This is a genomic window from Lacipirellulaceae bacterium (assembly GCA_040218535.1).
Classification (GTDB): domain Bacteria; phylum Planctomycetota; class Planctomycetia; order Pirellulales; family Lacipirellulaceae; genus Adhaeretor.
In genome coordinates this window covers 82,474-96,370 of sequence record JAVJRG010000010.1, presented here as the reverse complement: position 1 = coordinate 96,370, position 13,897 = coordinate 82,474, and the positions used below count along the sequence as shown (strand labels likewise).

Annotated in this window: 12 protein-coding genes; 8 read left to right on the top strand and 4 right to left on the bottom strand. The window is 55.0% G+C overall.

Annotated elements, in window-relative coordinates:
* Nucleotides 1-83 precede the first annotated feature (83 nt).
* From RIB44_12480 to RIB44_12460, 5 genes are all read left to right on the top strand, one after another.
* Nucleotides 84-3,101 (top strand): hypothetical protein, encoded by a 3,018-nt coding sequence (locus tag RIB44_12480; protein ID MEQ8617381.1) that lies wholly within the window; start codon nucleotides 84-86, stop codon nucleotides 3,099-3,101.
* A gap of 53 nt (nucleotides 3,102-3,154) precedes the next feature.
* Complete coding sequence (locus RIB44_12475) at nucleotides 3,155-4,201, top strand: tetratricopeptide repeat protein (protein MEQ8617380.1); 1,047 nt, start codon at nucleotides 3,155-3,157, stop codon at nucleotides 4,199-4,201.
* Between the two features lie 138 nt (nucleotides 4,202-4,339).
* Nucleotides 4,340-5,164, top strand: a complete 825-nt coding sequence (locus tag RIB44_12470) for a MotA/TolQ/ExbB proton channel family protein (GenBank protein ID MEQ8617379.1) — start codon at nucleotides 4,340-4,342, stop codon at nucleotides 5,162-5,164.
* Between the two features lie 8 nt (nucleotides 5,165-5,172).
* Nucleotides 5,173-5,640 carry a biopolymer transporter ExbD gene (locus RIB44_12465; GenBank protein ID MEQ8617378.1) on the top strand — a complete coding sequence of 156 codons (468 nt, stop codon included), beginning with the start codon at nucleotides 5,173-5,175 and terminating at the stop codon, nucleotides 5,638-5,640.
* Between the two features lie 12 nt (nucleotides 5,641-5,652).
* A complete protein-coding gene (locus RIB44_12460; protein ID MEQ8617377.1) occupies nucleotides 5,653-6,123 on the top strand; it encodes a biopolymer transporter ExbD in 471 nt (156 codons plus the stop codon).
* Between the two features lie 12 nt (nucleotides 6,124-6,135).
* Here RIB44_12460 and xerD read toward each other — a convergent pair whose 3' ends face one another.
* Entirely contained in the window at nucleotides 6,136-7,077 is a 942-nt protein-coding gene (xerD, locus tag RIB44_12455; protein ID MEQ8617376.1) for a site-specific tyrosine recombinase XerD, read from the bottom strand.
* Between the two features lie 191 nt (nucleotides 7,078-7,268).
* Here xerD and RIB44_12450 point away from each other — a divergent pair, with 191 nt between their 5' ends.
* The 3 genes from RIB44_12450 (at nucleotide 7,269) to RIB44_12440 (ending at nucleotide 10,913) form a co-directional block, all read left to right on the top strand.
* Nucleotides 7,269-8,480, top strand: coding sequence for a 1-acyl-sn-glycerol-3-phosphate acyltransferase (locus RIB44_12450; protein ID MEQ8617375.1), 1,212 nt, complete (start codon nucleotides 7,269-7,271; stop codon nucleotides 8,478-8,480).
* Nucleotides 8,481-8,808: 328 nt separating this feature from the next.
* Entirely contained in the window at nucleotides 8,809-9,351 is a 543-nt protein-coding gene (locus RIB44_12445; GenBank protein MEQ8617374.1) for a YcxB family protein, read from the top strand.
* Between the two features lie 548 nt (nucleotides 9,352-9,899).
* On the top strand, nucleotides 9,900-10,913 hold the full coding sequence (locus RIB44_12440; GenBank protein ID MEQ8617373.1) for an HD domain-containing protein: 1,014 nt from the start codon (nucleotides 9,900-9,902) through the stop codon (nucleotides 10,911-10,913).
* Between the two features lie 181 nt (nucleotides 10,914-11,094).
* Here RIB44_12440 and RIB44_12435 read toward each other — a convergent pair whose 3' ends face one another.
* The 3 genes from RIB44_12435 to prfA are packed head-to-tail and all read right to left on the bottom strand — an operon-like array spanning nucleotide 11,095 to nucleotide 13,846.
* Nucleotides 11,095-11,871 carry a DUF4261 domain-containing protein gene (locus tag RIB44_12435; protein MEQ8617372.1) on the bottom strand — a complete coding sequence of 259 codons (777 nt, stop codon included), beginning with the start codon at nucleotides 11,869-11,871 and terminating at the stop codon, nucleotides 11,095-11,097.
* The gene (gene prmC / locus RIB44_12430) at nucleotides 11,868-12,764 is read right to left on the bottom strand and encodes a peptide chain release factor N(5)-glutamine methyltransferase (protein MEQ8617371.1); all 897 of its coding nucleotides are present in this window, start codon (nucleotides 12,762-12,764) and stop codon (nucleotides 11,868-11,870) included. Before prmC ends, RIB44_12435 begins: the two co-directional genes overlap by 4 nt.
* 5 nt (nucleotides 12,765-12,769) lie before the next feature.
* A complete protein-coding gene (gene prfA / locus RIB44_12425; protein ID MEQ8617370.1) occupies nucleotides 12,770-13,846 on the bottom strand; it encodes a peptide chain release factor 1 in 1,077 nt (358 codons plus the stop codon).
* Nucleotides 13,847-13,897: the final 51 nt, after the last annotated feature.

Sequence of the window (13,897 nt, the reverse complement as noted above, 5' to 3'; positions counted from 1 at the left end):
GTCGGCATCGGCGCACCCTGCACCCAGCTTGAATCTTGAATCGTATGTTGCGATATCGAAAGAGCGAACAACTCGGTCGAAGCATGTCACCTAGCAGTGGACCGTTGCTCTTTCTGATTCTTTTCATCGTAGGCTGGATCGCACAGCCATCCTTTTGCTCTGCTGAATCGAACACTCAGTTCGTTCAGGAGTTAAGGAACAAGGGTTGGAATGATACAGCACTCGAGTTTCTCGATTGGGTCGTTCAAAAGCCCAATCTGGAATCCGGCTTCAAGAACCGGATTCCTTACGAGCGAGCACTGACCCTTGCAGCCCAAGCTCGTGCGACCCGTTCTCAGAAACAGCGAACGAGCCGCCTTGCCAAAGCGGCTGAAGAACTAGCCGCAGTTGCCAAGAAAACTCCTCAGGCAGACTTTGCTATCGATTCCCTCGGCGAGAGTTCAAAGCTCTACTACCAACTGGCGCTGACCGAGTTAGCGCGTGGTGGGAAGCTTCCTGCGCAGGCCCAAAGGCAACGCGACGAGGCGATGAAGACGGCGCGCGGTTGGTTCGAAAAAGCGCAAGCGACTTCTGAACAACTATTGAAGCTTGCTGAGCAGGGGCTCGCCGCACTGCCTAAGGCGGCACAGGCGAACAACTTGCAGAAAGCCGAGCGTCGCCAGTTGCGTTCGCTGCTTGCCGAGTATCAGTTTCGGATTGCCAATTACAAGTTCGAGCAGGCTGCAACATTTTCTAGCGGCTCAGCCGACGAGACAAAGAAGCTCAAGGCGGCGATCAAGGAATTCGACGCTCTGTTCGACGAGTACGATCTCGACGCACCGGTAGGCTATTTGAGCCGAGTCCTTCAAGGGCGTTGCTACCAGCAGATGGGGAAGTACGAAGAGGCGATCGGCTGCTATGACGACCTCATCGCTGTGCCAACGGCAAACGCCGAGTTCCGCAAAGCAACCGCTCGCGCTCATCGCTATCGGACGGAGTCCTACATCAAGCTCAAGGAGTTCGACAAGGCGATCACCGACGCACGAGCGTGGCTCAAGCGGGCGGAAAGCAACGAACGCGATCAACCTGAGTGGCTAGAATTGGCCTATCGAATCGCCGATGCCCTTGAAGCGAAGAGCAAAGCAGATGGCACGGGTAGCAAGTCGGACGTGCGGGTATTGCTACGGGATGTCTCCCAAAGCCCCAACGAGTTTCAACAGGAAGCCCGCCTACGCTTGGTAAGTGCCGGTGGTGGCGATGCCAAACCTGCGAACCTAAAGACCTTCGAAGATGCGCGGGCGGCTGGGCAAAACGCCTTCGACATGATGAGGTCGGCTCAACTTGCCGCAAATTTGGCCAAGGAAAACAACCCAAGTGCGGTCGAGGAATTGGAGCAGTCTGTCCTGGCTAATGCCGCCACCGCACAGCTTGCTTTTGAAGCGGCTTTGGATTTGGCCGACTCACAGACGGCCACCGAAGATGTCAACGCGGTACGCTACTACCTTTGCTGGATGTATTGGGACCAGGGCCGCTTGCAGGAAGCAGCAGTGCTCGGACAGCATCTGGCGGAGCGATTCCCAAAAAGCACTTATCAGTCGGGAGCTGCCAAAGTGGCTCTAGCCGCCTATGAAAAGCTCTACAACCATTCACTTAGCGGCGCTGGTAAAAGTGGTAATGCTTATCTCTCGCAACAGCTTGCCAACCTCGCCCGGGCGGTGGCCCAGCGATCTCCCGAATCTCCGGAAGCAAGTGCTGCCGTCAACCTTTTGATGAAGATCGCCCTGAGCGACAATCGCATCGAAGATGCTCAAGCACTTTTGGAAAAGCTACCAGCGGGCAATCGCGCGGCAGCCCAGTTGGCGCTCGGCACCTCACTGTGGCAACAGTACTCAGCAGCAAGCGGCACTGAGGGTAAGGCTTCGTCAGAAACGATCAACTTGCGTAAGCAAGCCAGTAGCCTCCTCAAGCAAGGTTACCAGGGGCAAGCGAAGGCAGGCGCTCCCAGCGCAAGTTCTCTCGTGGGGATTCTCTACTACGCCAGCTTGAAGTTGAGCGAAGGTGACGCCAACGCCGCGTTGAAAGTTCTCGAGCACAAGAACGTGGGCCCATTGACGCTCGTTGAGGACGGTGCCGCTGCCGCGAAGTCGGCCAAGTTCATCGAGGAAGTCTACAAGGTTGCCCTACGGGCGTCCCTCACGAGCCAACCACCACGCCGTGAGCAAGCCCAAGAATTGATGGCCGCTTTGGAGGAAACGGCTGGAGGATCGAAGAAAGGCACCAGTGATCTCACGAAGATCTACTTGAGCCTAGCTCAGCAGATGCAGTCGCAAATGAAGCAGTTGAAAGCGGAAGGTAAGGACGACCAGGCGAATAGCGTGGCGAAGGCTTTTGAGGATGTCCTGGATCGCGTCAGCAGCCGCGACGATGCCGATAGCTGGGCGATTCGCAATTGGGTTGCACAGATGAATCTGCAACTAGGCGAAGGCCTCGAAGGCGCAGCTTCAAAGCGTTACATCGAGCGAGCCAAGCAGGCCTACAACGCCATTTTGCTCTCGGCAGCTCAGGATAAGTCGTATGCCCCGAAGCCTTCCTCGCTGCTAGCCGTGAGAAAACGCCTCGCTGATTGTGAGAGAGCTCTTGGGAATTTCGATCAAGCGCTCAACCAATACACAGAAATCCTCAAGAAGAAGGCAGGGCAACTCGAACTGCAAATCGCCGCTGCCGAAACCTTGCAAAGACAGGGCTTCGAGCAGAAGAAGCCGCAACTGCTTGACCAAGCCATTCGTGGGGCGAAACCACAGGCGAATAAGAAGAATCTCATCTGGGGTTGGCTCCGGCTGGCAGCCGTGGCAGACCACTACAAACGCAAATTTCAATCCGCCGGCCCTGAAGGGGCTGCGAGAGTCAAGCAATACGAATCGTTGTTTTTTCAAGCCAGGTTCAACATCGCGAAGGCCCGCTATCAGGTTGCGAAGATCAGCCCTGCTGGAAAGCAGAAGGCTCAACTCGCGGCAGCGAAGAAGAATATCGTGTCGATGAAGAATCTTTATCCTCAGCTTGGCGGACCACAGTGGAAGGGTGCCTTTGAGGAATTGTTGAGACAGATTGAAAACGAGATGTAGAAAAGACAAAAAAGAAATTGAGAAGACTTATGAAGCTATTACAAGCTCTGGCCATGAGATCTAAAGCCTTATCCACAGTTGCCGTGGTCCTAGTGATCACCACGACTCTTGCTGAAAACGTGTTCGCCCAGGGTGCTCTCGATCGGGTGCGTCGCCGCAATGGCGTTGACACCGGCAAGATCGAAGGGACATCGCCGTTGGGGGTAAAAATCGTCAAGGGTGGTGTTGAGAAGCAGGTGCCGACCGAGGAAATCGTCAGCGTTTACTATGCTTCTGAGCCGCAGGAACTCTCTGCAGCACGCACTGCCGCCGACCGTGGTAAACATCAGGAGAGTCTAAAACTTCTCAGCGAGATCGACGAAAAGAAGATCCGGCGAGAAGAAATCCGTGCTGAGCTGGCATTTCTCAATGTCGCTGCAAAGTCACAGCTTGCTCTTTCAGGCCGTGGCAAATTGACCGACGCACAATCAACGATCAAGAAGTTCTTCGCCGGCAACAAGTCGAGCTTCCATACGCTCGAAGCAATTAAGTTACTCGGAGATCTTTATTTAGCAGATGAGGATTTCGCCAGCGCGAGGAAAGAGTACCAGCGGATCGCCAAGGCACCTTCGCCCTACTTCAAACTCAGGTCAGAATTGTTGGTCGGCAAAGCTTGGCAAGCCGAGGGCGATGATGCTCAGGCAGCCAAGGCGTTTCAAAGTGTCGTCGATTCTTCTGAGACTGGCGCCTCTCTGGAGCCGCTAAAACTTGCCGCGACCCTCGAACTTGCCGTTAGCAAGGCAGCCAGCGGCGACGCCAGTCAATCCGTCAGCACTTTGCAGGGGATCATCAACGAAGCCGACCCAGAGAACGACGGGGAACTATTGGGGCAAGCCTACAACGCCCTGGGCTCCGCTTATTTGAAGGCGGGCGACACCCAGGCTGCCCTATTCTCATTCCTGCATGTTGACTTACTATATTCACAGTCCGCTGAGCAACATGCTCAGGCGTTGTACGAACTCAAAACACTTTGGCAAGAAATGGGGCGATCGGATCGGGCGGACGAGGCAGCGAAAGAGCTGGCTGAGCGCTACCCCGAAAGCCGCTGGGCATCACGTTGAAGGCCACTGAGAGTAAATCCCGAGAAGTATTTCCCGGAAAAGTAATTGACCGTCGTTTGATTACAATGAAGGTTATACGCATTTCATCCTCCCATTAGCAACCTCTACGAACTCCCTCGTACAATCTGAGAAACAAGCATGCAACTCTTTACTCGTTCGACCACTGGCGGCTCTGCTCCTTCACGAAAACTCGCCTCGTTACTCTTCATTTTGGTCGCACTGCTGGTCGGCATGGCCAATTCGCCAAGCTTCGCCCAGGAGGGGGAAGAAGCTGCCCCGGCACCCGCGGCAGAGAAGGACGTGCAGGCACCCAACAACGATGGAGAGAAGATTAGCTACCTAAGTTGGGCAGCAGGGGCGGTCGGCTGGTTCTACGGGCTGATCTTCTTGGGCATCTCCTTTATTCTGGTTGCTCTTTTCGTGATGAATCTCATCAGCGGAATGCGGAGCAACGTGATCCCCGACGATCTTGTCGACGGTTTTGAAGAACATCTCAACGCCAAACAGTACCAGGAGGCGTATGAACTTGCCAAAGCAGACGAGTCGTTTCTCGGTCACGTTCTCTCGGCAGGTATCGCCAAGGTTTCCAGCGGGTACAACGAATCGATCGAAGCGATGCAAGAAGTTGGCGAGGAAGAAAATATGCGACTGGAGCACCGCCTCAGCTATCTCGCCTTGATCGGCACTCTGAGCCCGATGATTGGCCTGTTAGGCACAGTCAGCGGTATGATCACCTCGTTCCGCCTGATTGCTAACACAGCCACGGGTGCCCCCGATCCACAGGCGCTCGCTCAAGGTATTTCAACGGCGTTGTTCACAACCTTCATCGGGTTGGCAATCGCAATCCCCGCTCTGGCGATCTACAACATCCTGCGCAACCGAGTTTCACGGCTTTCTCTTGAAGTCGGCATCGTCAGCGAAGGCCTCATGAGCCGCTTCCAGAAAACCGGGACCAAGGCTTAGCTTCCAAAATGCGTATCAAATCGAAATCCAACAGCGGAATCGTCGAGGGCGATCTGACGCCGATGATCGACATGACGTTTCAGTTGATCGCCTTCTTCATGCTGGTGATCAACTTTTCCGACGTCGAGCAAGATCAACGCGTCACCCTCCCGGCAAGCGAATTGGCCACCCCGCCGGTCGCTCCCTACGAGCATCCCCTCACGATCCACCTAACCGACGCGGGAGATTTCCTCTACGCCGGCAAGGAACACACGACCACCGACGCTCTGCGGGCCCAACTTGTCTTGGAAAGCCAGATCATTCAGCGGCATACCAGCAAGAGCCTCGCCGATGTGACCGTCATCATCCGAGCCGACGAAGACGCCCGTGCGGGGCTCGTTCAAGAGATCATTAACACCTGCCAAGACTTAAAGTTCGAACGTTTCGCCCTCCGCGGCAAGCAGAGCGACGAACCAACCTTGGGCAAGGCAGGATAGAACTGACACGTCATGCGAATCCGCAACACCGAACATCGCGATCAAATCGTTTTGCAGATGACTCCGATGATTGACATCGTGTTTCAGCTGCTCGTGTTCTTCGTGTTTACTTTTAAGATCGTTCTCCCCGAAGGCGACTTCAACATCCGGATGCCGGCCTCCGCGGGGACCAGTGCCGCGCCGAGTGAAACGCCACTACTGAAAGTGAATCTCCTCGCGAAAGAAGATGGAGAGATAGGTGGCATCAAACTGGGCGACCAGTCCTACACCAGTTTCAAAGAACTACAGGACGCCATCCGGCTTATCGCCGGCGACGATGCCGCTGGGCCCGGCACCAACGATCAAGAGGTGGAAATCGATTTCGACTACGACCTCAAGTATCGCTACGTGATGAACGCGATGACCGCCATCACCGGCTACGAAAAAGAAGGCGAGCAGCACAAGCTGATCGAAAAGGTCCGCTTCGCTCCGTTGAAGGAGTGATTCTTAGTTTGACTACGCCCGCGGATGAAACGCTTCGTGCACACTCTTCAACCGCGAATGATCCACGTGTGTGTAGATCTGCGTCGTCGCAATGCTCGCATGGCCCAGCATTTCTTGCACTTGCCTTAAGTCAGCCCCGCCAGCAAGTAGGTGCGTCGCGAAACTGTGCCGCAATGAGTGCGGGCTAATCTCTGCCGGCGCTCCGACTCGCCCGGCATAGCGCTTCAGCAGTTCCCAAATCCTCTCGCGACTTAGCCGTCGCCCTCGCGAGGAAAGAAACAAATAGGGTTCAGGCGGTGCTTTCTTCGCAGCCAACTCCTCACGCTCTTCGCGAAGGTACGTTTCAATCGCTTCGACCGCCCGCGTTCCCAACGGTGTCATCCGCTGCTTATCACCCTTGCCACGGCATTGGGCGTAGCGTTCTTCCAAATGCAGATCCCGCAGCCTCAAATTAGCCAGTTCTGATACGCGGCAACCGGTCGCGTACAACATTTCCAGCAATGCCCGATCCCTCCGCCAGAGTCCATCAAACGGCTTGGGAGCCGTCAGCAAATCATCGACTTCCCCAGCGGAAAGCACTTGTGGAATTCGCTGCCACAGTTTCTGGCTCGTCAACAACTCGGCTTGGTTGTCCTTGAGCACACCTTCAAGCTGCAAGAAGCGAAAGAAAACCTTCAGCGAGGCCAGGTGGCGACTGACGCTCGCGGGGGCTAGCGATTGTTCCGCCAACCAGCCCGAGTAGCCGGCCAGTTCGCTGACCGTCATCTCCTGGAGGCGACGCTTGCCGAGCCACTGAAAGAAGCGAGCCATATCACGCTCGTAAGCCTGCACACTGTTCTCCGCAAGGTGGCATTCGGTGCGGAGATACCGCACGAAGCTCTCCTGCCAAGCCGCCGTCGTCTGGCTGGCCGATTCTCGCCGTGGTGTGATCTTTTTGCGGATCGACTTCTTCATGCTCGTTACATCGACGTTCCATCGCTGTAAAACCTCGGAAAACTAGGCTCGAAACGCCCATCCTGCTCTGGGCAGCGAACCGTGTCCTGCGTTATCCTTGCATCCAAACTAAGGTCTACCGATTCAGAGAGATTTAACGGTTGAGTAAGAGTCCCCCAGCCTAGCCCAGAGCCAACAGCCGAGAGCCCTCAATGCAGCGAGTCGTCATCGACGAACCTTATGAATTTGTCCCACCGGTCACGGCCGAGTGGTGGCCGACCCTCATTCAGTACTACTTAACGCGGCATCTTCGGAAGGCGTACGGTATTCACGAAGTCGAGGTCCGCGATGCGGAGAAGCTTCGCGAATCGGTCAAGGCGGGCCACGGAATCATCATCGCCCCCAACCATTGCCGCATGTCCGACCCGCTGACGATGGGCATGCTCTCTCGTGAGATCGACCGTCATCTCTACTCGATGGCATCCTGGCATCTGTTTAAGCAAAGCTGGCTCGCCCAATTCGTCATGCGACGCATGGGCGGCTTCAGCGTCTACCGGGAAGGGGTCGACCGTCAAGCCATCGACCAAGCGGTGGAAGTCCTGCTGGAAGGCCGTCGTCCGTTGGTGATTTTTCCTGAAGGGGCAATCTCGCGTCATAACGATCAACTGATGCCACTGATCGGCGGCGTCTCTTTCATCGCTCGCACTGCCGCCAAGCGACGGGAGAAAGCCAACAAGGAAGGCGGCGTCGTGATTCACCCGATTGGTATTCGCTACTTCTTCCAAGGAAAATTGGAAGAAGCCGTTTTGCCGGTCCTCGATGAAATCGAGGGCCACTTCTCCTGGTACAACCAGGGACACAAGTCAATCGTCCAGCGAATTCGCCAGATTGGGCAAGCGTTACTTTCGCTCAAAGAGATCGAGTACTTCGGCTGGGCTCGTACCGGCGACTTTTACGAACGGATGGACAACCTGATCGCCGATGTCCTCTCAAAGCTAGAAGAACGATGGAACGTCAAGGACCCGGAAGACAGCGTCGTCTCCCGCGTGAAGGCTCTCCGCTCGGCAATCCTCCCGGACCTGATCAAGAACAGCCTTAACGAGGAAGAACGCCAAGATCGCTGGCGCCAGTTGGCCGCGTGCTATTACGTGCAACAAATGTCGCACTATCCGCGAAACTACGTTCGCATGAGCCAAAAAAACATCAAGGAACACATCCTGGAGACCGTTGAACGCTTCGAGGAAGATTTTACCGACAAGGTCCGCATCCACGGCCCACTGAAAGTCGTCCTCCAAGTCGGCGACGCGATCCCCGTGAGCAGCAAAAGAGAACGCGGCACCGAGGGCGACCCCGTGATGGAAAACATCCGCGAGCAACTCCAGACGATGGTGACGAAGTTAAGTGAGGAAGCGGATCGGGTTTGAGGGCGCTACGGTAGATTATTGTCAACGAATTTCACGAATCTCACGAATTCCTTGCGCAACAAACATTCGTGTGATTCGTGCAATTCGTTGACGAAACAGAGCAACCGTTGCCAAAGCTCTGGTCTTAAACTGGCGGTCGAGCCGGCTGCCTAATTGCTCGCCGTGACCAGGCTTAGCGAGCAAGCCCAGCGGGCTTGATTTGTACCGATTCCGTTGACATGACAGCAGAACCGTCACCCCAGTACTACCTCGAAAACGCTGCAAAACGTAGCTCAGGCTTCGCCCAAGGCGAGGAAAAGCGACTGGACGCGTAACATGGGGTAGCCTCATGTCACACCTAGCGAAGACCATCGAGTTTCGACGATCCGATAAGGACCACAGGGCGATCAGCCTGTGGATGGCCGGTCGTTACGACCTGTCTGATCTTCTCAAAAGCATCGCTATTAGTTGGATAGCTGTCATCGCCATCTACTGGCTCCTGGAGTCCCTGTGGGGGCCCGATCCTTTCCTGTACATTAGCCTCTTACCGCCTGCCATGCAGCCGTTTTTCTACTGGTTTCGCCGTGCACGGATTATCGAGCTAAAACTCCAAAACGAGGACAGCGGGTTGTATCGGATTTCACTCGACGATCAGGGGTTCAACGTCTTGACGGATGATTGGGAGGAATTCTATCCGTGGTCTACACTACAAGAGGTTGACCATGACGACGATCAGGTCTTTCTCTTGGGAGGAAAACACATCACAACGATACCATCTCACGCTTTTGAGAGCCGAGATGCGTTCAATAGTTTTATCAAGGAAGTTTCGAGTTACTGCACTCCCTCAAACAACACTTCACCAAATTCTCCTTCGAGAAATCAGACCCCGTGATCTGCGACATCCAGCCATCGCTGAATTAATGCAGGTTCACTCATCATCGTGCAACTAGATTCCGAAGTCTGTGTCCTCGAACAACAGTTTTCAGTAGAATTCGAGCCAGCGACTCAGGTAGAATCAGTGAGCTGCTATTTTGGTCAATGAATTGCACGAATAGGGTTTCTCGAAAAGCCCCTACGAGAATTCGTGACATTCGTGCGATTCGTTGACGAGAAGAATGATTGCTTGCAGACTTTTGCTTGGCAAAACTCACGAGCTCTCGCGACGGATTTTTAGAAAAAACACGGAAATCGAAGCCTGAAACGCAATTGTGGCTGTGCTCAACAACTGAGGTTTTGCTCAGGAAAAACGTGTTGAGCAAAAAGCAAAACTCTGTGGCAGCATTATCTAGCCCACGAGCTACGCCTCGCGCGGAGAACCGCTCGAAGGCGTTCCATGCAAGGCGTAGCTCGCGGGCTAGTGAATCTCAATAGGAAGCGACCTATGAAAGGCACAGTCTAGGCAACGAAGACACACAGAATTATCTTCTAAGCGATAACCACATGCTTACGAAACTTTCCGAACTCGAAAACAACGAAGAAGGCGACTTCTTTGCCCTGCTCTCTGCGAAGGAGCCGCTCACGACGAAGGATGGCAAACCTTACCACCGCGTCGCATTCCGAGATGCGGAACGGGAAGTGAGCTTTCCTGTCTGGAATGACGTTCCTCTGGCTGAGCAGTGTCGTGATGAGTGGGAGGTGGGCGAGTTCTACAAGCTTCGGGCGAAACTTCGTGAAACAAGTTTTGGGCCACAGCTCGAGATTCGTAAGATTCGACCCGTGACGGAAGCCGACAAGGAGGAAGGCTTCGATCCTTCGATGTGCTTGCCCCGTTCGCGCATTGATCCGGAAGAACTGTTCGATTCGCTCGTGGAGATTGTCGAGGAGAAGGTCGGTGATGAACCGCTCGCCGAATTGACCCTCGCAATTCTTAACGAGAACCGCGAAACACTCCTGCGTCTACCAGCCGCCACACGCAATCACCACGCCTATGCCGGCGGGTTTCTTGAGCATGTGCTGAGCGTCACCAAGACCTGTGTTCATCTGGCGGAAAAGTACGCGAAGATGTTTCCTGACTTACTTCCGCCGTTGGATACCGACTTGGTGATTGTCGGCGGCGTGTTGCACGACATCGGTAAACTACGCGAGCTAAAAGCCACGCCGATTGGCGCTGAATACACGCCTGAGGGCACACTTATCGGACACATGCTGCAAGGGCGAGACATTCTGCGTGAAGCAGCCGAAACTCAAGCCGAAGAGGGCGAAACCGTCGATGCCGAGAAGCTACTGCGACTGGAACACATCATCGTCGCCCACCAACGCCTCCCCGAGTGGGGCGCACCCAAGCCGCCGATGACTCCTGAAGCATTACTGGTTCACTACGCCGACGATACCGACGCGAAAATCCAAATGATGATCAGCGTGCTAGAAGAAGACACCACCAGCGGGCCTTTTACAAGTAATCGGAATCTCCTGCGGCAAAGCATCTATCGAGGTGAGCAACTAGAGAATGACTAGCTTAAGTTTTGGCCACGGATTTCACGGATGACACGGATTGATGGCAGGATGGTCACTCTTGGCCGTCATTCTAAACCTTCCAGAATTTAAAGAGTTCGCAGACAGCTCAAAACATCGAGCAAGAGTGCCCAATCTACAAAAGATCCGTGTCATCCTTGTCCCGACCTGTCGGGATGGCTACTTATTCGCTCGTCGATTCGAGGCCTAGTTGCAGCACCTCCAGCTCGGGATCAAGGAAGGAGGGCCCGCGTGAGACAACCGCCTGCAGTTCGTCGGTCAGCCCAATGATGTGGGTGTCTTCGACCGCTTTGCTGCCGATGAGCAAGTAATGAGCGATGTTATAGGCGTGCTCAAGGAGTTCTTGGGGAGTGCCGGAGTACGACTCGACTTCAATCTCCGTTTGCCCCAACGCTTCAAGCCCAGTGGTGTAGAGCCGGCAAGTTTCGTTGCTGACTTGTTCCACTCGAAAATCAATCCACAGAAAGAGAGGCAGATTCTCTGCGTCCATTTGCTCCGCTTGGCCTAAAAAACCGTCCCGTGGATGCACGAGTCGACCAGGGCCCCAAAAAACTCCACGCACGCTTTCACAAGCAGTGACGGCAGCAGCGGCCAACTGAGTCAGCACGGTGCTCTTCTCGATCGAGCGGCCACCCTCGTCAATTAACGTAACGAGTAGGTGTGCCTGATGGTTGCGAAGTTCATCAGCAGCGGTTGGCCAATACCAGGCCGTTTCACAAGGACCTTCGAGTTGCTCCCAGGGAACCGGCTGGTCAACGAGCGTAATCGCTGCGGTGAAATCTCCTAGCGTGCAAGTCAGCAACCGATCTCCCGATTGCCCGACTTGAAGTTCCTGATCAGTTGTCGCCTGAGATTGAAAGGCTCGACCAAAGGCCTCGATTTCCGGCAGTTCCGGACGATCAAGCATCACAAGCGACAGCCAGCGGAGGGAAGTATTCATGATGTTGTGTCGCCCTCTCTGGAAAGATAACGCGCCTGAACAATGCGAGGAAGGTTGGCGGCATCGGTGAGCGTCGGCTGTAGCGTTAAGTCGAGTTTTGCTGCGACGAGTTGTTCCGTCGCTTCGACCGTGCTGGGGCCGATTTCCATGAGTAGCCAGCCCCCCGGGTTCAAGCGACTCGCTGACTGTTCGACCAGACGTGTGATCACGTCGGTGCCCTGCTCTCCTCCGTCGAGAGCGAGCGTCGGCTCAAAGTCACGAACATCAACAGCGAGATCTGCCAACTCGGAAGACTTCACATAAGGAGGATTGCTGACGATCAGATCAAACTTTGTCGAAGGTTCAATCTGCGAGAATAGATCGCTTTCAACGAATTGAATGCGTTCTTGAACGCCATGACGCTCAGCATTCCGCGAAGCAACCTCGAGTGCCTTCGGACTCACATCAATGGCGGTGACCGTTGCCGCTGGAAGGTGCTTGGCGAGACAGATGGCCAGTATCCCACTGCCCGTGCCTACGTCGGCGATCGCCAATTCTTGTTTATTTGATTCCTTCGCGAGGTCCAACGCACGAACGACCATTTCCTCCGTCTCGGGCCTTGGAATCAAGACGTCCGACGTCACATAGAACGGCAGCGAATAGAACTCCTTTTCACCAACCAAGTAGGCAACCGGCTTTCCGGCGGCGCGATCCTTCACGAGTGCTCGAAACTTGTCTCGCAACTCATCGGAGGCTGGTTCTTCAAACGCCGTATACAGCTCAATCCGCTGGCTGCCGCGGGCGTGGGCGAGGAGGACTTCCGCTTCAAGACGAGGGCTTTCGACGCCTTTTTCCTTCAAGAAGTCGGTCGTCCAGTTGAGCAACCGTCCAATGGTCCAGGCATCTTCCGACATGCCGATCAGTCCTCGTTGCCGGCGAAGGCGTCGCGGAGCTTTTGGCGGTCGTAGTCGATCAGCGCGTCGGTCACCATCTGCATGTTGCCAGCGAGAATCTGGTCGAGCTTGTGGACCGTGAACCCAATGCGATGATCGGTCACGCGGTTGTCCGGAAAGTTATAGGTCCGAATCCGCTGGCTGCGATCGCCTGAACCGATGAGCGTCTGTCTTTGATCGGCTCGTTTCTTATCTTCCTCTTCGCGGCGAGCGTCGTAGAGCCGTGATTTCAGGACACGCAGGGCCTTGGCCAAGTTCTTGTGTTGGCTCTTCTCGTCTTGGCATTGCACTTGAATACCCGTCTCGTGATGCGTTAGACGGATGGCGGATTCGGTCTTGTTCACATGCTGCCCGCCGGGGCCGCTGGCGTGGAACTTATCGATGCGATAGTCGTCCTGCGAGAGTTCGATTTCCACGTCCTCAGGCTCCGGCATCACCGCCACCGTTGCAGCTGAAGTGTGGATGCGGCCCTGAGTCTCTGTTTGCGGAACGCGCTGTACACGGTGGCCGCCGCTCTCGTATTGCAGTTCGCGGTAGACTCCTTCTCCTTCGACGGCGAGCGAGATTTCTTTGAAGCCGCCCAGTTCCGTCGGGCTATGATCGAGGATCTCAAACTTCCAGCCCTTCGATTCGCCGTGCCGCTTGTACATTTCATAAAGGTCGCGTGCAAACAGTGCCGCTTCGTCGCCGCCCGTGCCGCCGCGGATTTCCATGACGCAGCGCGTTCGATTGGCGTCTTCGCCACCGATAGTCATGTCGAGCAACTCGCTCCAGATGGCTTCCCTTTTCTCGATGAGGCTTTCAAGTTCCGTCTCGGCTAGCTCGCGCATTTCCGCGTCCTCGCCCTCGGCCATTTCACGGGTTTCGTGAATCTCGTCAGCCAGCTCTTTGAAGTTGCGATACTTCCCGGCGAGCTTCGCCAGTGAACCATGCTCGCGAGCCACGGCAGCGAGCTTGTTGGAGTCCGAGAGAACTTCCTGATCGACGAGCGACTTCTCCAGTTCCTCGAAGCGGGCGAGCTTCTGTTCCAGCATATCTCGCATAGGTGTTTCGCTTCGTTTAATTCGCTTCTGATTTGAATTAGCCCCTGGCGC